Origin of the sequence: Oceanimonas sp. MB9, from assembly GCF_011319775.1 — a bacterium.
GTDB classification, from domain to species: Bacteria; Pseudomonadota; Gammaproteobacteria; order Enterobacterales; family Aeromonadaceae; genus Oceanimonas; species Oceanimonas doudoroffii.
On sequence record NZ_VFBE01000004.1, the window covers coordinates 17,664 to 37,899 of the forward strand.

Annotated in this window: 16 protein-coding genes and 3 tRNA genes; 4 read left to right on the forward strand and 15 right to left on the reverse strand. The window is 62.1% G+C overall.

Annotated features, from left to right (window positions below; genetic code table 11):
• Positions 1-78 precede the first annotated feature (78 nt).
• The 10 genes from OJHNALOF_RS02665 to OJHNALOF_RS02710 form a co-directional block, all read right to left on the reverse strand.
• Positions 79-1,377 (reverse strand): adenylosuccinate synthase, encoded by a 1,299-nt coding sequence (locus OJHNALOF_RS02665; RefSeq protein ID WP_165661076.1) that lies wholly within the window; start codon positions 1,375-1,377, stop codon positions 79-81.
• Between the two features lie 131 nt (positions 1,378-1,508).
• Positions 1,509-2,396: a protease modulator HflC gene (gene hflC, locus OJHNALOF_RS02670; protein ID WP_094201889.1), complete on the reverse strand. Its 888-nt coding sequence runs from the start codon at positions 2,394-2,396 to the stop codon at positions 1,509-1,511.
• Between the two features lie 3 nt (positions 2,397-2,399).
• Positions 2,400-3,569 carry an FtsH protease activity modulator HflK gene (gene hflK / locus OJHNALOF_RS02675; protein WP_094201888.1) on the reverse strand — a complete coding sequence of 390 codons (1,170 nt, stop codon included), beginning with the start codon at positions 3,567-3,569 and terminating at the stop codon, positions 2,400-2,402.
• A 62-nt stretch (positions 3,570-3,631) separates the two neighbouring features.
• Positions 3,632-4,918, reverse strand: a complete 1,287-nt coding sequence (gene hflX, locus OJHNALOF_RS02680; protein ID WP_165661077.1) for a ribosome rescue GTPase HflX — start codon at positions 4,916-4,918, stop codon at positions 3,632-3,634.
• Positions 4,919-4,990: 72 nt separating this feature from the next.
• On the reverse strand, positions 4,991-5,257 hold the full coding sequence (gene hfq / locus OJHNALOF_RS02685) for an RNA chaperone Hfq (RefSeq protein WP_094201886.1): 267 nt from the start codon (positions 5,255-5,257) through the stop codon (positions 4,991-4,993).
• Between the two features lie 36 nt (positions 5,258-5,293).
• Positions 5,294-6,238: a tRNA (adenosine(37)-N6)-dimethylallyltransferase MiaA gene (miaA, locus tag OJHNALOF_RS02690; RefSeq protein WP_165661078.1), complete on the reverse strand. Its 945-nt coding sequence runs from the start codon at positions 6,236-6,238 to the stop codon at positions 5,294-5,296.
• Positions 6,228-8,021 carry a DNA mismatch repair endonuclease MutL gene (gene mutL / locus OJHNALOF_RS02695; RefSeq protein WP_165661079.1) on the reverse strand — a complete coding sequence of 598 codons (1,794 nt, stop codon included), beginning with the start codon at positions 8,019-8,021 and terminating at the stop codon, positions 6,228-6,230. The genes miaA and mutL overlap by 11 nt, the downstream gene beginning before the upstream one ends.
• Before the next feature lie 2 nt (positions 8,022-8,023).
• The gene (locus tag OJHNALOF_RS02700) at positions 8,024-9,340 is read right to left on the reverse strand and encodes an N-acetylmuramoyl-L-alanine amidase (RefSeq protein WP_165661080.1); all 1,317 of its coding nucleotides are present in this window, start codon (positions 9,338-9,340) and stop codon (positions 8,024-8,026) included.
• Positions 9,337-9,804: a tRNA (adenosine(37)-N6)-threonylcarbamoyltransferase complex ATPase subunit type 1 TsaE gene (gene tsaE, locus OJHNALOF_RS02705; RefSeq protein WP_165661081.1), complete on the reverse strand. Its 468-nt coding sequence runs from the start codon at positions 9,802-9,804 to the stop codon at positions 9,337-9,339. Before tsaE ends, OJHNALOF_RS02700 begins: the two co-directional genes overlap by 4 nt.
• Entirely contained in the window at positions 9,767-11,284 is a 1,518-nt protein-coding gene (locus OJHNALOF_RS02710; RefSeq protein ID WP_165661082.1) for an NAD(P)H-hydrate dehydratase, read from the reverse strand. Before OJHNALOF_RS02710 ends, tsaE begins: the two co-directional genes overlap by 38 nt.
• Between OJHNALOF_RS02710 and queG the strand changes: the two genes are divergently transcribed.
• Positions 11,283-12,410 carry a tRNA epoxyqueuosine(34) reductase QueG gene (gene queG / locus OJHNALOF_RS02715; RefSeq protein WP_165661083.1) on the forward strand — a complete coding sequence of 376 codons (1,128 nt, stop codon included), beginning with the start codon at positions 11,283-11,285 and terminating at the stop codon, positions 12,408-12,410. The genes OJHNALOF_RS02710 and queG overlap by 2 nt on opposite strands.
• 122 nt (positions 12,411-12,532) lie before the next feature.
• The gene (locus OJHNALOF_RS02720) at positions 12,533-12,994 is read left to right on the forward strand and encodes an Lrp/AsnC family transcriptional regulator (RefSeq protein WP_094201879.1); all 462 of its coding nucleotides are present in this window, start codon (positions 12,533-12,535) and stop codon (positions 12,992-12,994) included.
• Between the two features lie 65 nt (positions 12,995-13,059).
• Here OJHNALOF_RS02720 and putA read toward each other — a convergent pair whose 3' ends face one another.
• From putA to orn, 5 genes are all read right to left on the reverse strand, one after another.
• Complete coding sequence (gene putA, locus OJHNALOF_RS02725; protein ID WP_165661084.1) at positions 13,060-16,677, reverse strand: bifunctional proline dehydrogenase/L-glutamate gamma-semialdehyde dehydrogenase PutA; 3,618 nt, start codon at positions 16,675-16,677, stop codon at positions 13,060-13,062.
• A gap of 510 nt (positions 16,678-17,187) precedes the next feature.
• Positions 17,188-17,263: transfer RNA gene (locus OJHNALOF_RS02730), tRNA-Gly, on the reverse strand.
• Between the two features lie 52 nt (positions 17,264-17,315).
• Positions 17,316-17,391: transfer RNA gene (locus OJHNALOF_RS02735), tRNA-Gly, on the reverse strand.
• A gap of 45 nt (positions 17,392-17,436) precedes the next feature.
• A tRNA-Gly gene (locus OJHNALOF_RS02740) sits at positions 17,437-17,512 on the reverse strand.
• A gap of 165 nt (positions 17,513-17,677) precedes the next feature.
• Positions 17,678-18,223 carry an oligoribonuclease gene (gene orn / locus OJHNALOF_RS02745; RefSeq protein WP_094201877.1) on the reverse strand — a complete coding sequence of 182 codons (546 nt, stop codon included), beginning with the start codon at positions 18,221-18,223 and terminating at the stop codon, positions 17,678-17,680.
• Positions 18,224-18,312: 89 nt separating this feature from the next.
• On the opposite strand from orn, the gene rsgA reads away from it, so the two are divergent.
• Both rsgA and asd read left to right on the forward strand, forming a co-directional pair.
• A complete protein-coding gene (rsgA, locus tag OJHNALOF_RS02750; RefSeq protein WP_165661085.1) occupies positions 18,313-19,347 on the forward strand; it encodes a small ribosomal subunit biogenesis GTPase RsgA in 1,035 nt (344 codons plus the stop codon).
• 15 nt (positions 19,348-19,362) lie between these two features.
• Positions 19,363-20,220 carry an archaetidylserine decarboxylase gene (gene asd, locus OJHNALOF_RS02755; RefSeq protein WP_165661086.1) on the forward strand — a complete coding sequence of 286 codons (858 nt, stop codon included), beginning with the start codon at positions 19,363-19,365 and terminating at the stop codon, positions 20,218-20,220.
• Positions 20,221-20,236 lie beyond the last annotated feature (16 nt).

Here is a 20,236-nt window from a genome sequence, read left to right on the forward strand (position 1 = left end):
CCCTCACTCCTTGCCCCTCTCCACCAACGAAAACGCCGGCTCAGTGAGCCGGCGTTTTTTTCGCGAGCCGTCGAAGCATCAGGCCTCGAACGGGTGGCGCAGTATCATGGTCTCGGCGCGATCCGGACCGGTGGAGATAATGTCTACCGGCACCCCGGTCAGCTCCTCAATGCGCGCGATGTAATCCCGCGCGGCCTGAGGCAGACCTTCCAGGGTGGTTACACCCACGGTGTTTTCGCTCCAGCCGGGCATGGATTCATACACCGGGGTCACGGTCTCGTAACCTTCGGCGGCCATGGGCGGCACGTCCTGCACGGAGCCGTCGGGCATGCGATAGCCGGTACAGATCTTCACCTCGTTCAGACCGTCGAGCACGTCGAGCTTGGTCAGGCAGAAGCCGGTGATGGAGTTGACCTGAATGGCGCGCTTCATGGCCACGATGTCGAGCCAGCCGGTGCGGCGCTTGCGGCCGGTGGTGGCACCAAACTCGTGTCCCTTCACGCCCAGGTGCTCGCCCACGTCGTCAAACAGTTCGGTGGGGAACGGACCGGAGCCCACGCGGGTGGTGTAGGCCTTGATGATGCCCAGCACATAGTCCACGTAGCAGGGGCCAAAACCGGAACCGGTGGCCACGCCGCCGGCGGTGGTGTTGGACGAGGTCACGTAGGGGTAGGTGCCATGGTCGATGTCCAGCAGGGTGCCCTGGGCGCCCTCGAACATGATGCGGTCACCGTTGCGGCGGGCCTTGTCGAGCATGTCGGTCACGTCCACCACCATGCTGGTCAGCAGCTCGGCGTAACCCTTGGCCTGCTCCAGTACCTCGTCGTAGGACACTTCTTCTTCGCCGTAGAAGCCCTTCAGCTGGAAGTTGTAGTAGGCCACGATTTCCTTCAGCTTGTCGGCAAAGGAAGTCATATCGAACAGATCACCCACGCGCAGGCCGCGACGGGCTACCTTGTCTTCGTAGGCCGGGCCGATACCACGACCGGTGGTGCCGATGGCCTTGGCGCCACGGGCCTTTTCCCGAGCCTGATCCATGGCCACATGGTAGGGCAGGATCAGCGGGCAGGCTTCGCTCAGCTTGAGGCGCTCACGCACCGGTACACCGCTTTCTTCCAGGCCGGCCATTTCCTTGAGCAGGGCATCGGGAGACAGCACCACGCCGTTGGCGATGATACAGGTACAATTGTCGCGCAGGATACCGGAGGGGATGAGATGGAGGACGGTCTTCTTGCCGTCGATGACCAGGGTATGTCCGGCATTGTGGCCGCCCTGATAACGTACAACATAACGAGCCTTGTCGGTCAGCAGATCGACAACTTTGCCCTTGCCTTCGTCACCCCACTGGGTGCCAAGTACAACAACGTTTTGTCCCATTTTCACTAACTGTCGAGTTGTTAAAAATGGAGTCTACCAAATTTTGACCAAGGCCGGAACTGCTGGACGGCCGGATTGCCGAAAATATTACCGCAAAATGAAAAACGCCCGGCGAGGCCGGGCGTTTTGGTTCACCTGGATCCTTCAGGATCCTTCAGGTAACGGAAGAAGTCTCCGTCGGGCTTAAGGATCATCATGTCCCCGCCCTGTTCAAAGCTTCTGCGGTAGGCTTCCAGGCTGCGAATAAAGCGGAAGAATTCCGGATCGGCCGCGTAGGCCTCCGCGTAGATCCTGGCCGCCTCGGCATCCCCTTCACCACGCAGGGTGCGGGAGTTGCGCTGGGCATCGGCGATCATCACCGTCACCCGGCGGTCGGCCTCGGCCTTGATCACTTCGGCCTGCTCACGACCCTCGGAGCGGTGCTCCCGAGCCACCGCGGTCCGCTCGGCGCGCATGCGCTGGTAGATGGAGTTCGACACCTCGGTGGGCAGGTTGATCTGCTTGATGCGCACATCCAGTACCTTGATACCCAGCTCGGAAGAAGACTCCAGCAGGCCCTTGAGCGCGCTTTCCATCACATCGCCCCGCTCTCCGGAGACGATATCGCGAATGGTGCGGCTACCGATCTCGGAACGCAGGCTGTTGTTGATCCGCCGGCGCAGCAGGCTTTCGGCCTGGAGCCGGTTGCCGCCGCCAGTGGCCAGGTAGTACTGGGCGAAATTGTCGATGCGCCACTTCACGTAGGAGTCGATGATCAGGTCCTTTTTCTCGGACGTCACAAAACGATCCACCTGATCGTCCAGGGTCTGAACACGGGCATCCAGCTTGCGCACCTGATCGATCATCGGCACCTTGAAGTGCAGGCCCGGCTGATACACCACCGGCAGCTCCGAGCCCTGCTCGCGCTTGACCTTGCCGAACTGCAGCACAATGCCGCGCTCGCCTTCGGCCACCACAAAGACCGAGGAAAACAGCAGTATCGCCAGCAGGGCCAGCACCACGATTAACAATCTTTTCATCGCTTAGTTTCTCCCTGACGTCGGACGAATGCTGGTTCTGTCGGAGCCCGGCCGAAGCTGGCCGCTGTCCTGACCCGAGGGCACATTGGAGTTCGAGTAATCGGAGGTGATTACATTGGGATCAACTTGAGCTTCACGCCGGGACTGCTCCGCCATCAGCTTGTCGAGAGGCAGATACATCAGGCTGTTGTTGCCGTCCGGTGTATCCACCACCACTTTGTTGACCTTGCTGTAGATCTCTTCCATGGTCTCCAGGTAGATACGCTCACGGGTCAGCTCGGGCTGCTGCTCGAACTGGGGCAGCAACTCGCGGAAGCGGGCCACCTCACCCTCGGCGCGCAGGGCCACTTGCTGCTTGTAGGCCTCGGCCTCCTGCAACAGACGCTGGGCCTGACCTCGAGCCTTGGGCTCGATTTCCCGGGCATAGGCCTCGGCTTCCCGAATAAAGCGCTGCTCGTCTTCCTGGGCGGCAATGGCGTCATCAAAGGCGTCCTTTACCTCTTCCGGCGGGCGGGCCGGCAGGAAGTTAAGATCCAGAATCATCAGACCCAGCTGGTAAGGCTCGATAATCTGCTGCAGCAGCTCACGGGTTTCCTGACGCACCCGTTCACGACCCACGGTCAGGACGTCGTCCATGGTGCTGTGACCCACCACGTAACGCAGGGCGCTGTCGAGGGCCTGATGCAGGCTGTCATCGGCGTTGGTGACGTTGAACAGATAGTCCCGGGGCTCGATCACCCGGTACTGCACATCCATCTCCACCCGCACCAGGTTTTCATCCCGGGTCAGCATAAAGCCGGACGCCGGCAGTGAGCGCACGGTTTCCACGTCCACCGGATACACCCGATCGATGAAGGTGGCTTTCCAGCTCAGGCCGGGCTCTACCGTCTGGTAGAACTTGCCAAAGCGCAGCACCACGCCCCGCTGGGCTTCACCTATGGTGTAGAAGCCACTGACCACCCACACCGCCAGGGCGATAACCAGCGCCACCGTTACCCCAAAGGAGCCGATGCCACCACCGCCACTGCCGGAGCCACGGCCGCCAAGCAGACCGCCCAGTTTTCCGCTGAGGTTGCGAATCACCTTGTCCAGATCCGGCGGACCCTGATGCTTGCCGTCATTCCCCCAGGGATCACGGTCTTTGCCACCATTTCCAGGCTCGTTCCAAGCCATTTGTATCTCCGTCTTTCTGGTTTATGAAAACAACTCTACCAAGCAATTAATCGATCAGGCAATCAATCGCTTACAAAGCCTTGCAGGCGGTCACCTTCCTGCTTGAGCAGGCGATGCCAGTCGGCCTGCTGCAAGCGAATGTCGACCACGAATTCACCCTGCTCGCCAAAGGACTCGGCCACCACGCCGTTCAGGGCGTAAAGCCGGCTGCGCAGCCGGGATGCTGACGGCGGCAGGGTCAGCCGATGTTCCACCAGGGTCCCTGCCAGCCGCTCATTCAGTGCATTCAGCAGACCGTCAATACCCAGTCCCTGTTGCGCCGACACCCACACCGCCCGGGGATTGCCTTCATCATCCCGTTCGATGCGTGGCTCGGGCGGATCCAGCTTGTCGATCTTGTTGTACACCATCAGCACCGGAATCTCGTCGGCCTCGATCTGCTCGAGTACCGAGTTGACCTCGTCGATGTTGTCGCGCATCTGTTCATCGGCGCAGTCCACCACGTGCAACAGCAGATCCGCGTCCCGGGTTTCCTGCAGGGTGGCCTTGAAGGCCGCCACCAGGTCGTGGGGCAGATGACGAATAAAGCCCACGGTGTCGGCCAGAATGACCGGGCCGGCATCGGGTAATTCGATCTTGCGCAGGGTGGGATCCAGGGTGGCAAACAGCTGATCCGCCGCATAGACGTCGGACTGGGTCAAACGGTTAAACAGGGTCGACTTGCCGGCGTTGGTATAGCCCACCAAAGACAGGGTTGGAATCTCGTTGCGCTGACGCGCACGCCGCCCCTGCTCACGCTGACGGGACACCTTTTCCAGTCGCTTAAGAATGTACTTGATGCGCTCGCGCAACAGCCGGCGGTCGGTTTCCAGCTGGGTTTCACCCGGGCCACGCAGACCGATACCGCCCTTTTGACGCTCCAGGTGGGTCCATCCTCGCACCAGCCGGGTGGAGAGGTGGCGCAACTGGGCCAGTTCCACCTGCAGCTTGCCCTCGTGGGTACGGGCACGTTGGGCGAAGATATCGAGGATCAGGCCGGTGCGGTCAAGCACTCGGCATTTCACTTCCCGCTCCAGGTTACGCTCCTGGGCCGGCGACAAACTGTGGTTGAAGATCACCACGTCGGCCTGGTGCATGTGCACCAGCGACGACAGCTCTTCTACCTTGCCGGTGCCGATAAAGAACTTGGACTGGGGCGCAGCCCGGCTGGAAGTAACCACCGCGCAGGTGGTCACGCCGGCGGAGTCCGCCAGTAACTTCAGCTCTTCCAGATCTTCCCGTTCGCTGTCGTCGGTAAAATTGATATGAACCAAAATGGCGGACTCACCACCCTGATAACGCTCAAACAAAGGGGTTCCTCCGTCTTTCGGCTACTGCGGCACCGGCCGCGGCGCGGCCTTGCATGATGGGGAAAATTAGACTCAATCCTGACCTTGCTCGCTGTCGGCCTGTTCCTGACTGCCGCCGGGGGATGTCAGGTGGTGCACCGGACGGGCCGGAACCACGGTGGAAATGGCGTGCTTGTAAACCATTTGGCTGACGGTGTTTTTCAGCAGGATCACAAATTGATCAAAAGACTCAACCTGACCCTGCAGCTTGATGCCGTTGACCAGATAGATGGAGACAGGTACCCGCTCCCGTCGCAGTGCGTTCAGAAACGGATCCTGCAGTGATTGCCCCTTAGCCATTTTTTTGTCCTTATCTTTTGTAATAGTGAAAAGTTATTATTGTTTTGTTTGATTATGAGCCCGCCGGACTCGTTCGACCAGTTGCCGGCAGACGTCCTTGTCGTCTGTGTCCAGCCAGGTCAGCTCGGGCCAGCCGCGCAGCCAGGTTAGCTGCCGCTTGGCCAGCTGGCGGGTAGCGGCCATGCCCCGTTCGACCATTTCATCATAGCCGACAACGCCGCTCAGGTAATCCCACATTTGCCGGTAGCCCACGCAGCGAATGGAGGGCAGACCGGCATGCAGATCGCCGCGCTCATACAGGACCCGCACCTCATGTTCAAATCCCTGCTCCAGCATCAGCCGAAAGCGCTCGTTAATGCGCCGGTGCAGCTCGGCCCGTTCGGCGGGTGCGATGGCAAACTGTAACACTTTGTAAGGCAAGGGATCACCCTTGCACTCGGTCAATTCTGTGAGCGTTTTACCGGAAATGCGAAAAACCTCCAGTGCCCGGGACAGCCGCTGGGGATCGTTGGGATGAATGCGCGCCGCCGACACCGGGTCAATACGCGCCAGCTCCTGATGCAGGGCCTCCCAGCCTCGCTCGGCGGCCTCACGCTCGATGCCGGTGCGCACATCGGGGTCGGCCGCCGGCAAGGGCGACAGGCCTTCCAGCAGGGCCTTGAAATAGAGCATGGTGCCCCCTACCAGCAGCGGAATACGGCCGGCCTGGGTGACTTCCGTCATGGCAGCCAGCGCATCCCGGCGAAAGTCGGCGGCAGAATAGGCCTCGGCCGGATCGATAAGATCGATCAGCCGGTGTGGCGTGGCCACCAGCTCCTCGGCGGTGGGCTTGGCGGTGCCGATGTTCATGCCTTTATACACCAGTGCCGAATCGACGCTGATAATGTTGCAGGGCAGCTGACGGCACAACTCCATCGCCAGACCGGTCTTGCCCGAGGCGGTCGGCCCCATCAGAAAAATCGCCAGGGGCTCAGTCCCCATTTATCCACCTGTTCAGTTGCTGTTCCATCTCTACCGGACGCAGAAAATCCGGCAGGGTTTCATTCAGTTCGGGAGCCAGCCGTTGCCACAGCGCCGTGGCCCGACTCCAGCTCCACTCCTCGTTCGGCACCGCCTGTTGCGTCAGCCACTGACACAAGGCCTCGGGACGGCGCGCCTGCTCCTGCTCCAGTCGCGCCAGCAGCTCGGGAAAAAGCCGGGCCAGATCGGCGTGACGCAGGGGCTGAGGCACCCGGGTGAGAATAATGGTGTCACCGGAACCGGTTTTCAACTCGATGCCCAGCTTTTGCAGCAGCGCCTCATGCCGTTGCAGCGCTCCCTGCCGGGCCGCCGGCAGCGCCAGCCGAATCGGCAGCAGCAGGGGTTGGGGCGTCAGCCCCTGCTGCCAGGCCGCTAGCAGCGCCCTGCCATCAAGCCAGGCCTGTGCCTGGTTGAGTTCGCACAGCCACAGCCGTTCCCGATACAGCACCACCAGAAAGCGCTGCCGCTCCAGCAGCAACGGCCCCCCGGAAGGTGCCTCGCCGACCGGTATCGTGGTTGGCGCCGGGGCCGGCCTGACATTCTCGGCTCTCGGCAGCGTGGTCATCAGGCCATCTAGCCCCTGCCACTGCCCGCGGCTGATGCCGCCGTCACGGGCAGGCTCCGGGCGCTGACCGTAACCATGACCGGCGGGCGCATAACGGGGAGATGACGTCGGTGCCGGCGGATCATAGCGTTCGGCCTCGTAGCCGGCGTCCGGCTCGGCGGCCGAGGCCGGAGCTGCCACGGGCGCCTCGGCCAGGGCTTGATGCAGCACCTGATAGATAAAGTCGTGTACCAGCCGGGCCTGGTGAAAGCGCACCTCATGCTTGGCCGGATGCACATTGACGTCCACTTCTCGAGCATCCAGCTCCAGATAAAGTACAAAGGCACCATGCCCTTCCGCCGGCAGCCGTTCTCCATAGGCCTGGCGCACCGCGTGGTTAAGCAGCTTGTCGCGCATCATGCGGCCATTGACATAGGTATATTGCAAATCCGGTTGGGCCCGGGCCGCCGAGGGCGGCGCCAGCCAGCCCCACAGCCGCAGGCCATGGTGCTCGCTGTCGAACTTCAGCGCCGAGGCCACAAAGGCCGGGCCGCACACCGCCGCCAGCCGCTTGTCCTGCTGGGACGGCAGCCGCCCGGCCCGGTACTGCCGCACCGGCTTGCCGTTGTGGCGCAAGATGAGGTCCACATCAAAACGGCTGAGGACGATGCGCCTGAGCACCTCGTCGATATGGCCAAACTCGGTCTTCTCGGTACGCATAAAACGCCGCCGGGCCGGGGTGTTGAAGAACAGATCGCTCACCTCCACCGTGGTACCCACCGGGTGCGATGCCGGTTGCAGTTGCACCGCCATATCCCGGCCCTCGGCCACCGCCTGCCAGCCCTGCTCCTGCTCCGCGGTGCGGGCGCTGAGCACCAGCCGGGACACCGAGCTGATGGAGGCCAGTGCCTCACCGCGAAAGCCCAGGCTGAGAATGGCTTCCAGATCCGCCAGGCTGCTGACCTTGGAGGTGGCGTGACGGGACAGCGCCAGGGTCAGCTCGTCCCGGGGAATGCCGCCGCCGTTGTCACGAATGCGAATCAGCTTGGCGCCGCCCTTTTCAATGTCTACCTCAATGCGGGTGGCGCCGGCGTCCAGGCTGTTTTCCACCAGCTCCTTAACCACAGAAGCGGGTCGTTCCACCACTTCGCCGGCGGCAATCTGGTTGGCCAGCCGGGCCGGCAGTATTTGTATGGCCATGGTCAGCTACCCGGAATGTTGAGCACCTGGCCCACCCGCACCACGTCCGAACTCAGATCGTTGTGGCCCTTGATGCGACTGACCGACACGCCGTAGCGACGGGCGATCACCGACAGGCTTTCGCCGCTTCTCACCGTGTGCCGAACGGCAGCACCGGGGGCGGCCCGCGCCGCCATCATGGTGCCGTTGGGCGGGTTTTGCCGGTAATAGGACTTGACGCCGTTAAACACCGCCCGGGCTATCTTCTGCTGGTGCTCGGCGCTGAGCAGCAGGCGCTCCTCGTGCGGGTTGGAGATAAAGCCCGCCTCGATCAGTAGCGAGGGAATGTCCGGTGACTTCAGTACCGCCAGGCTGGCGTGCTCGGGCTTGCGCTTGTGCAGCCGCACCACCTTGGCCATTTCCGACAAAATGTGTTCGCTGATGGCGTAACTGTCGGCCCGGGACCTGTCCATGGACAAGTCGAGGAAGGTGCGGGTGAGATAGGGGTTGCCGTCGGTCTGGGAAATCACCTCGCCCACGCCGCCCAGCAATTCCGACTGCTGCTCCTGCTTTTCCAGCCAGCCGGCCATTTCCCGGTTGGCCCGATTGGACGACAGCAACCATACCGAGGCGCCGCGCGGCCCCTGGTTAGCCACGCTGTCGGCATGAATCGACAGCAGCAGGTCGGCCTTGGCCTTACGGGCAATTTCCGAGCGCTTGTTGAGGTTGACATAATAATCGCCGCTGCGGGTCAGCACGGCGCGCATGCCCGGCTCCTGGTTGATGAGTTCCGCCAGCCGGCGGGAAATGGCCAGGGTCACGTGCTTTTCCCGATTTTTCTTCGGGCCGATGGCCCCCGGATCCTCACCACCGTGGCCGGCATCCACCGCGATCACCAGCTCACGCAGCCCCGCCGGCGCCAGCTTGCGGGCCGGCTGTTGCGGCTTGCGGCTCTGATCCTGGTAAGGCAGGTCAATTACCAGGCGGTGACCATAGTCCCCCGCCGGCGCCAGGGGAAACACCACCGGCTTGGCCGCGGCCTTGAGTTCAAACACCAGCCGGTAGCTGCCCGGCTGCGGCGGCTTGCTCTCGCGAATACGGGTAACCAGCTCGCCGCTGTTCTTGATGGCGGAAAAATTGACCCGCCCCTGGGTCTGGGCCAGATCCACCACCAGCCGGTCCGGCCCGTTCAGCAGAAAGTAATCGAAGCGGGGCGAGGCCTGCATGTCGAGCACAATGCGGGTATTGTCGGGCGAGGGCCAGATGCGAATGCCCTGCAACTGGTTGGCCCAGGCCGTGGTGGTACACAGCAGACACATCAATGCCAGCAGGGTTCTCATGCTTGCACCGCCTTCAGCAGTTGCCGGCCGGTCGCGGAGTGGGCCTGCAGCACCACTTGGCGGCCCTCGCCATGGTAGCTCAGGGTAATGTCCAGATCCGGGGCCGGCAGCATGCCGGCTCCCCGCTCCGGCCATTCCACCAGGCACAGGCTGTTATCGGTGAAATAATCCCGAATGCCCATGTATTCCAGCTCTTCCGGATCCGCCAGGCGGTAGAGGTCAAAGTGATAAATGGCGCGCTCACCACACTGATAGGGCTCCACCAGGGTATAGGTGGGACTTTTGACCTTGCCCTGATGACCCAGTGCCTGGACCACACCCCGGCTGAAGGTGGTTTTACCCGCCCCCAGCTCACCATGCAAAAAAACGACACAGGCGCCGTCACAAGCCCGGGCCAGGGTTGCGCCCAGTGCCAGGGTTGCTTGTTCATCGGCCAGTGTCAGCGTCAGGCTTGTTGTTGTCATGTTCTTCCGTCTGATTGATAAGGCGTCTAATAGGTGTAAGCAAGTCCGATGCCAGCATGCCGACCATGCCGGACGCGGCGGCCAGGTCGCCGGCCCGGGCGTGCAGGCATACGCCAAGCCGGGCCGCGGCCTCGGGTTCGATGCCCTGGGCCAGAAAAGCGCCGATTATACCAGATAACAAATCCCCCATGCCTCCCGATGCCATGCCCGGATTGCCATGGGGACAAAGGGCCAGGCCGTGTTCGCCGGCAACCAGGGTGCCGGCCCCTTTCAGGACCACCACGGCACCGGTTTGTTCCCGCAATTGCCGCACCGCGTCGAGCCTGTCGCTTTCCACTTCGGCGACGGTGCAACCCAGCAGGGCCGCGGCCTCTCCCGCATGGGGCGTAATCACGACCCGAGCCGGCGTCCGGCCTGCCAGCAAATGCAGGGCATCGGCGTCGATCACCATGGGCCGGCCGGCATGCAGGGCGGCGGTCAGCAGCGCCCGGCTCCAGTCATTCCGGCCCAGCCCGGGCCCCAGCACCAGGGCATCGGCCCAGGACCACTGGTCAAAACCGGGAAAACTGGCGGTCATCAGTTCGGGACGGGTCAGGTTGAGCAACTGCACATGGCTGGCGTGACTGACCAGCCGCACCAGGCCGCTACCACAGCGCAACGCCGCCTCACCCGCCAGCCGAATGGCGCCACTCATGCCTTCATTACCGCCCGCCACCAGCAGTCGGCCGGCCTCTCCCTTGTGGGCACCCCGCCGGCGCCGAGGCAGATGCTCACGCACGGAGTTCCAGTGCAGCAACTGCAAGGTTGGCGCCTGCCCCAATCGGTGCTGAATGCCCAGATCCGCCAGCCACAACCGGCCGCACACGTCCGGCCCACGTCCGGTCAGCAACCCGGGCTTGAGTCCGACAAAGCTGAGGGTGGCATCGGCCGCCACCGCCTCGGCGGGAATGCAACCGCTGCCGGCACACAGCCCGGAAGGCAAATCCACCGCCAGCACCGGCACACCCAGCCGGTTGATGGCGGCAATGTGCTGCCTGGCCGGCTCCCGCGGTGCGCCGCTCAGGCCGGTGCCGAGCAGGGCGTCGATGACCAGATCCGGCTCGCCCTGCAGTGCCCCCAGGGTTTCGATGGCGCCGCCGTCGGCCCGGTAGTGATCCCGGGCGATGGCGGCATCGCCATTTAGCGCCTCGGCATCGCCCATCTGCACCAGCTGCACCCGAAGGCCGGCGGCCCGGGCCAGCCGGGCCAGCACATAGCCGTCGCCGCCGTTGTTGCCACCGCCGCAAAATACCCACCAGTGCCGAGCCCCAGGCCATTGCCGGCGGGCCAGTTCAAAGGCCGCCAGACCGGCCCGGGACATCAGCTCAAACAGGGTCATGCCCATGGCCGCGGCGGCCTGCCGTTCCCCCTGCTTGATCTGCTCCGGCAGCCAGAGCCCTTGTGTTAGAATATGGGGCTTTTCCAGACCGGTAATGCTCATGACCACTCCCGATTTTGCTGCGTTGGCTCACGATATCAAGCTCTGGGCGGCAGAGCTAGGCTTTGACCAGGCCGGCATTACCGGTACCGATCTGTCCGAACACGAGTCGTTGCTGGCGGACTGGCTGGCAAAAGGCTATCACGGCGAAATGGACTACATGGCCCGCCACGGCATGATGCGGGCCCGCCCCCATGAACTGCTGCCGGGTACCCTGCGGGTCATTTCGGTGCGCATGAACTATATGCCCGAACACGCAGCCATCGCCCATGTGCTGAGCGATCCGGACAAAGGCTACATCAGCCGTTATGCGCTGGGGCGGGACTATCACAAGGTGCTGCGCAACCGGCTGAAGAAACTGGCGGACAAAATCGCCGAGCGGGCCGAGAAGCTGGTCGCCCGCCCCTTTGTGGACTCGGCGCCGGTGCTGGAACGACCGCTGGCGGTGAACGCCGGCCTCGGCTGGACCGGCAAGCATTCCCTGGTGCTCAACAAGGAGCAGGGCTCGTTCTTTTTCCTCGGTGAGCTGTTGGTCAACCTGCCGCTGCCGGTGGACCAGCCGGTGGAAGAAGGCTGTGGCAACTGCGTGGCCTGTCTCACCATCTGCCCAACCCAGGCCATTGTTGAACCCTATGTGGTGGACGCCCGCCGCTGCATTTCCTACCTCACCATAGAGCTGGACGGCCCCATTCCGGAAGAATTTCGTCCGCTGATGGGCAATCGCATTTACGGCTGCGACGACTGCCAGCTGATCTGTCCCTGGAACCGCTTTGCCAATGCCAGCCAGGAGCCGGACTTTGCCCCACGGGAGCGGCTGCATGCACCGCAATTGCTGGAGCTGTTTGACTGGAGCGAAACACACTTTCTGAGCATGACCGAGGGCAGCCCCATTCGCCGTATCGGTCACCGCCGCTGGCTGCGCAATATCGCCGTGGCCCTGGGCAACGCCCCCGCCAGCCCCATGGTGGTGTTTGCCCTGGAGCAAAAACGGGACCAGGTCGATGACATGGTGCGGGAGCATATCGACTGGGCCCTGGCCCGGCAGGCAGACAAGCTGGCCCGCCAGGATCGCAAGACTGCCCGGTTGATTCGCGCCGTGGACAAGGGCATGCCCACCCATGCGCGCTGAGCACAGAGACACACTCAAGCCTGGAGCAAAAGGACAGTTTTACCAAAAATAAAACGCTTGTAGACTAATGAGGCACACTTGATGTGCCAAACTATTCATAAATTCTACGGGTGAGGCTAATCATGGGACATCTGGACAGGGCCGATCAGCAGATCATCAAGGAACTTCAGGAAAATGCCCGCATGACGCTGACCGAGCTGGCATCACGGGTAGGATTGTCAAAAACCCCCTGCCAGCTGAGAATGCGCAAGCTGGAAGAACAGGGATACATCAAGGGTTATACCGCCCTGGTGGATCAGAGCAAGCTCGGCATGAGCCATATTGCCTTTGTGCAGATCACCCTGAGCGATACCAGCAGCAAGGCCCTCTCGGCCTTTAACAAGGCGGCCCTCAAGATCACCGAAGTGGAGCAGTGCCACATGATCGCCGGGGGCTTTGACTACCTGCTGAAGGTGCGTACCAAGGACATGGCATCCTACCGCATGGTGCTGGGAGAGAAGATCTCCGCCCTTCCCCATGTGCTGCAGACCAGCACCTTTGTGGTGATGGAAAACGTGCGGGATATCGGCCCCGTCGGCATCTAAACCGGCCGAGGCCAGGTAACGCCACGGCCGTGACCCGTTGAACCGGGTCACGGCCGTTTTGCTTGTTACTCCGAGGTCGCGATCAGGCTGGCGTTGCCGCCGGCGGCGGTGGTATCAACGCAGAGGTGACGCTCAAGCACGAAGCGCTCGGGCAACGACTGCTCTGTGATCAACGGCAACAGGGCCCCGTCACGTCGGGCCAGAGCCACACGGTACTGACGCAGGGTGTCGCTATCGGCGCCACTGGTCACCGCCTCAAACCCGGTGAGGGTCTCGAGCGCTTCGGGCCGCAACAGGCCGTCCAGGCCGATGGCCGGAATGCCCGCGGCCACCGCGCCTTCCAGCGCGGCCTGAGCCCCCGGGGCCACCACCACCACGGCGTTGCCCTGAGACAGGGCGGTGCCGGCCTGAGTCATGGCCGAGGCCAAATCCGGCCCCAGGCAGAGGATGGTGCCACGGGCAAAACAGCGCAGCCGGTTCAGCTCACCGGTCGGGCCCGGCATCTCTTCCGCATGGGCATCCAGGGCCGCGGGCACACTGCCAAACAGGGTTGCCAGCCGCTCGGCCCGGTTCTGGGAGCGCGCCCAGTCCTTGCCATCCAGCTGCACAATGGCCGCCTGCACCTGGGCCGCGGTAACCGCCGCCGCTTGTGCCGGTTGCACACCGGTGCCGTTCGCACTGGCCATAAAGCGGCGCACATACTGGGGACCACCCGCCTTGGGACCGGTGCCCGAGAGACCTTCACCGCCAAAGGGCTGGGAGCCGACGATGGCACCAATCTGGTTGCGGTTGACATAGATATTACCAACCTTGATGCGGCTGGTGATGCGCTCCACCCGCTTGTCGACCCGCGTGTGCAGGCCAAAGGTCAGGCCAAAGCCCTGGGCATTGATTTGATCCACCACGCGATCGAGCTCATGGGCCTCAAAGGTCGCCACATGCAGTACCGGGCCAAAGATTTCTTCTTCCAGCTCGTGAATGCCTTCCAGCTTGATCACGGTCGGCGCCACGAACAGGCCTTCGGCGGGCACCGGCAACTGCTTGAGCACCCGGCCCATGCGCGCGAATTTCTCGCAGTGGGCCTCAATGCCGCGCCTGGCGTTTTCGTCGATCACCGGGCCCACATCGGTGGAAAGCTGCCAGGGATTACCCAGCCGCAGCTCGTCCATGGCGCCAAACAGCATGGCCAGCAGGTGATCGGCGATGTCCTTCTGCACATAGAGCATGCGCAGGGCGGAGCAGCGCTGGCCGGCACTCTGGAAAGAAGACATCAGCACGTCGCGCACCACCTGCTCCGGCAGGGCGGTGGAGTCCACTATCATGGCGTTCAGGCCGCCGGTTTCCGCCACCAGGGGCGCGTCCGGCTTCATCGACTCGGCCATCACCTTGTTGATGCGCTGGGCTGTGGCGGTAGAGCCGGTAAAGCAGACGCCGTCAATGCGCGGATCCGACGTCAGTGCCGCACCCACCGTGCTGCCACTGCCTGGCAGCAGCTGAATGGCTTCTCGCGGAATGCCGGCCTGGTGCATCAGCTCAACCGCCCGGGTGGCGATCAGCGCGGTCTGGCCCGCGGGCTTGGCAATCACCGCGTTACCGGCCGCCAGTCCTGCCAGCACCTGACCGGCAAAGATGGCCAGGGGAAAGTTCCAGGGCGAAATACAGGTGATCACGCCTCGGCCGGTGCCGAAGTCCTGATTACGCTCGGCTTCGTTCGGATAGTAACGGGCGAAATCCACGGCCTCGCGAATTTCCGCCACCGCATCCGCCATGGTCTTGCCCGCTTCCCGGGTAGCCAGGGCGAACAGCTCGGGGGCATGCTCTTCAAACAGATCGGCCACCTTGCGAATGCGTGCGCTGCGCTCGGCCACCGGCAGGGCGGACCAGATTTCAACGCCACGACGGGCGGCGGCAATGGCGGTTTCAATGTCGTCGGCATTGGCCTGTACCACAAGGCCCACCACATCACTCGGCACCGCCGGGTTGCGTACCTCGTCGGCCTCGGTGCTGGTCACGGCCCCGGCAATCACCGGGCCACCCTGCCACTGCTGCTCTCTGAAGGCGCCACGGGCTGCCTCGATCTCCGCCATTTCCACCGGGTTGGTGATATCCCAGCCCTTGGCATTGCGACGGCCGGCACCGTAAAGATCGGCGGGGCGCGCAATGATCTTGCTCGACACCTCGTTCCCCATGGCCGCCACCGTATCAAAGGGATCCCGGGCGATGTCTTCGGGCCGAATGCGGGTGTCGACGATCTGGTTCACGAAGGAGCTGTTGGCGCCGTTTTCCAGCAGACGACGCACCAGATAGGCCAGCAGATCCTGGTGTGCGCCCACGGGCGCGTAAATGCGGCAGCGGGTGCCCTGGCTGGTCAGCACGGCATCGTGCAGGGATTCACCCATGCCGTGCAGGCGCTGGAATTCAAAGCAGTCCTTGTCCTGGGCCAGTTCAAGAATGGCCGACACCGAGTGGGCGTTGTGGGTGGCGAACTGCGGATAGATGCGATCGGTCATGCCCAGCAGCTTTTTGGCACAGGCCATGTAGGACAAATCGCTGTTAACCTTGCGGGTGAACACCGGAAAATCTTCCAGGCCCATCACCTGAGCGCGCTTGATTTCCGCATCCCAGTAGGCACCTTTAACCAGACGCACCATGATGCGGCGATCCAGCTTCTCGGACAGGGCGTACAGCCAGTCGAGCACGGGAGCGGCCCGCTTGCTGAAGGCCTGCACCACAATGCCAAAACCATCCCAGCCCGCCAGGGTTGGATCGGACAGCACGGCTTCGATCACGTCCAGGGACAGATCCAGGCGATCCGCCTCTTCCGCATCGATATTGAAGCCCATGTTGGCGGCCTTGGCCTGCTGTGCCAGCACCAGGGTACGGGGCACCAGCTCCTGCATCACCCGCGCTTTCTGACCGAACTCGTAACGGGCGTGCAGGGCCGACAGCTTGACCGAAATGCCGGGGTTCTTGCGAATGTCCCGATGCTGGCAGTTCGGCGCCAGGGAGGCAATGGCGGCAGAATAGGCCTTGTGGTAGCGCAGGGCGTCGGCATCGGTACGGGCCGCTTCACCCAGCATGTCGTAGGAATAGGTATAGCCACGGGCTTCGTATTTCTGGGCGCGCTTGAGCGCCTCTTCGATGTTGCGGCCCAGCACGAACTGGCGGCCCATCTCTTTCATGGCCTGACCAACGGCGGTGCGTACCACCGGCTCGCCCAGGCGCTTGACCATGCCCCGCAGGGTGGAGGACAGGCCTTGACGGTCAACCGGCGACAGCAGCTTGCCGGTGATCAGCAGCGCCCAGGTGGAGCTGTTGATCAGCGAGGAGTTGGAACGGCCACGATGCTCGCCCCAGTTGCCGGAAGAAATCTTGTCTTCGATCAGTTCATCAATGGTGCTTCTGTCCGGTACCCGCAGCAGTGCCTCGGCCAGGCACATCAGGGCCACGCCTTCCTTGGTGGTCAGGCCGTACTGGGCCAGAAACTTTTCCATCATGGTCGGGGTGGAGCCGGCCCGCACCTGACGTACCAGCTCGGCGGCCCGGGCGGAGATCCGCTGCCGCACATCGGCGGAAATGGCCGCTCCGGAGGCCAGCGCCCCAATCACCTTGGCTTCATCCGCCAGGTAATGACTCCGAACCTGCTCCCGGCAAGTCACCAGCGACAGTGAATGATCTTTCATCCGACCTTACTCCCTCGGTATGTGAGTACAATGTTGTTACATCATGCTAACCGAAAGAAGAAGTGCATTTTTCCTATACATTCAAACACTGCAATCCAAATGAACTTTTTAAAAGGACTTATTTTTTCTTTTTTACCATCAAAAAGTTTAAAAGTGGTCATTTATACCAAAGCAAAAAAATGAGACTCTAAAGAAACCAAACTGACAACCAGCGACCTGCCAGCATAACAATAAAACAACCGAACAAAGCTCGACGGCGCTTGAACAGAAAAGACCAGCTCAACGAAGAGAAGGTACGGCCACGTGGAGGCATGGCGGGACCGAACGAACCAATACGCCGATTCCGAAAAGCAAAAAGCCGCCCCTGGGGTCGGCTTTTTAATTTTGAAACGTGAAAACGAGATTCGAACTCGCGAGACGCCGCATTCCGCCCAACCTCGGTAAGGTTGGGCGTGAACTTATGCAAATTCCGAAAAGCAAAAAACCGACCCTGAGGTCGGTTTTTTAATTTGGAGCGGGAAACGAGATTCGAACTCGCGACCCCAACCTTGGCAAGGTTGTGCTCTACCAGCTGAGCTATTCCCGCAGATTTTTACTTGCTTTTAAAACACCGGCCTGGTGACCCATGCTTTTCAATTTGGAGCGGGAAACGAGATTCGAACTCGCGACCCCAACCTTGGCAAGGTTGTGCTCTACCAGCTGAGCTATTCCCGCAAAACTTTCTGGATACCGTTCTGGTGAAACGCCATCGTTGTAATTTGGAGCGGGAAACGAGATTCGAACTCGCGACCCCAACCTTGGCAAGGTTGTGCTCTACCAGCTGAGCTATTCCCGCGCTGACCGTAATCAGTCCAACGTAACCAGTGGCTTGCTTCGCATTTCCTCTTGGCTACGGGAGGCGAATTATAAGCACGCCCCGATCGAATGCAAGCCTTTTTTTGACGGTGATTATCAACTGCCGAAAATGTCGCCAAACGCTCAAAAAGCGTCTTGCCGTGGATTAAATGGTGAACACATGCTGGCGATAGAACTGCAGCTCGGCAATGGACTCGCGAATATCGTCCAGCGCCTGATGGCTGCCCTTCTTGGTGAACTGTTCCAGCAGCGTCGGCTGCCAGCGGCGCACCAACTCCTTGATGGTGCTCACATCCACATTACGGTAATGAAAGAAGGCCTCCAGCTCCGGCATGTGCCGCACCAGAAAACGCCGGTCCTGACCGATGGAATTACCACACAGGGGCGAGCTGCCTTCCGGTACCCACTGACGCAAAAACGCCAGGGTCTGCGCCACCGCCTCGGCTTCGGTGATGGTGCTGGCCTTTACCCGATCCACCAGACCGGAGCCGGTATGGGTGCGCACGTTCCAGTCGTCCATCTTGCCAAGCTCGGCCGCCGTCTGGTGAATGGCCAGCACCGGCCCTTCCGCCAGAATATTGAGCTCCTTGTCGGTAACGATGCTGGCAATTTCGATGATGCGGTGTTCGTCGGGCTCCAGACCGGTCATCTCCAGATCGATCCACACCAGATTTTCTGCACTTTGGCTCATGGGTTGCTTTCCTGCGGCTTGGCAAATAAGGACAAGGTTGAACGGGAAAGTGTATCATAGCCGGCAGTGAAAACAGGTTCGAGGACAGCGTGACCAAGAAGAAACGCCTGAGCAAAGGCCAGAAACGCCGCGTAAGCGATAACCACAGCCGCCGGCTGAAAAAACAGCAGGCCGAGGTGATAGACGACACCCTGTTGGGCGCCCCCGAGGAAGGGGTGGTAATCAGCCGCTTTGGTCAGCACGCGGACATTGAAGACGACGAGGGCCGCGTGCATCGCTGCAACCTGCGCCGCACCATTGGCTCCCTGGTCACCGGCGACCGTGTGGTCTGGCGCCCGGGCACCGATGCCCTGCAGGGCATCAGTGGCGTGGTGGAGGCCGTGCACTCCCGTGCCACCGTGCTTACCCGCCCCGACTATTACGACGGCATCAAGCCGGTGGCCGCCAATATCGATCAAATTGTGGTGGTCTCCGCGGTATTGCCCGAGTTGAGCTGCCACATTATCGACCGCTACCTGGTGGCCGCCGAAGACGTGGAAATGCCCCCCATGCTGGTGCTGAACAAGGTGGATCTGCTGAGCGACGAGCAGCGCCGTGACGCCGAACGCGATTTGCAGCGCTACCGGGACATTGGCTACCGGGTGCTGCTGGTCAGCTGCGACACCGGCGAAGGCCTGGATGAACTGCAACAGGCGCTGAGCAGCCACACCAGCATCTTTGTGGGCCAGTCCGGGGTAGGCAAGTCATCTCTGGTCAACGCCATCATGCCCGATGTCGAGGCCCAGACCGGCGCCGTGTCCGACAACTCGGGCCTGGGTCAGCACACCACCACCACCGCCCGGCTGTATCATTTTGCCACCGGCGGCTCGTTGATCGACTCCCCCGGCATTCGCGAGTTTTCCCTCTGGCACCTGGCCCCCGAGCGGGTGGCCTGGTGTTTTCGCGAGTTTCGCGACTACCTGGGCGGCTGCCGCTTTCGCGACTGCAAGCACGGCACCGATCCGGGCTGCCTGCTGCAGGAAGCCGCCGCCGACGGCCGCATTCACCCTGAGCGGCTCGACAGCTACCACCGCATTATGGACGCCATGGCCGACAAGCCCGGCCGTCATCATCCCAACTCCTGACCGTGTGAATTCAGAATGAAAGATCATTTCAAGATTTTGCTGCAATACTCGTTGCCCAAGCATTTGCTGTCCCGTCTGGTGGGCAAGCTCGCCGCCGCGGAGGCCGGTGCCCTGACCCAGTGGCTGATTAAACACTTTATTCGCCGCTACCGTGTGGACATGAGTGAAGCCGCCCATTCAAACCCGGACCACTATAAAAGCTTCAACGCCTTTTTTACCCGCCCGTTAAAGGACGGTGTGCGCCCCCTGGTGGACGGCGACGATGTGCTGGCCATGCCGGTGGACGGCGCCATCAGCCAGCTCGCCCCCATTGAGCAGGGCCGCATCATTCAGGCCAAGGGCCACGACTACAGTGCTCGCGCCCTGCTGGGGGGTGACAAGGCCCTGGCCGCGCCCTTTCTCGGCGGCGACTTCGCCACCATCTATCTGGCACCGCGGGACTATCACCGCATTCACATGCCCCTGGACGGCGTGCTCAGAACCATGGTGTATGTGCCCGGCGAGCTGTTTTCGGTCAACCCGCTGACCGCTTCACGGGTGCCCGAACTGTTTGCCCGCAACGAGCGGGTAGTCTGCATTTTTGACACTCAGGCCGGCCCCATGGCCATGGTGCTGGTGGGCGCCACTATCGTCGCCAGCATCGAAACCGTCTGGGCCGGCACCGTGACCCCGCCGCCGGGCAAGCGGGTACAGCGCTGGGACTACGACGCCGATACCGCCCCGCGCCTGGCCAAGGGCGAGGAAATGGGCCGGTTCAAGCTGGGCAGCACCGTTGTGTGCCTGTTTGGCCCCGACCGGGTGACCCTGAGCGAGGCACTCATTCCGGGAACGCCCACTCGCATGGGTACCGAATTTGGCCGCCTGGTGAACTGACCCGAACAAGCCTGAC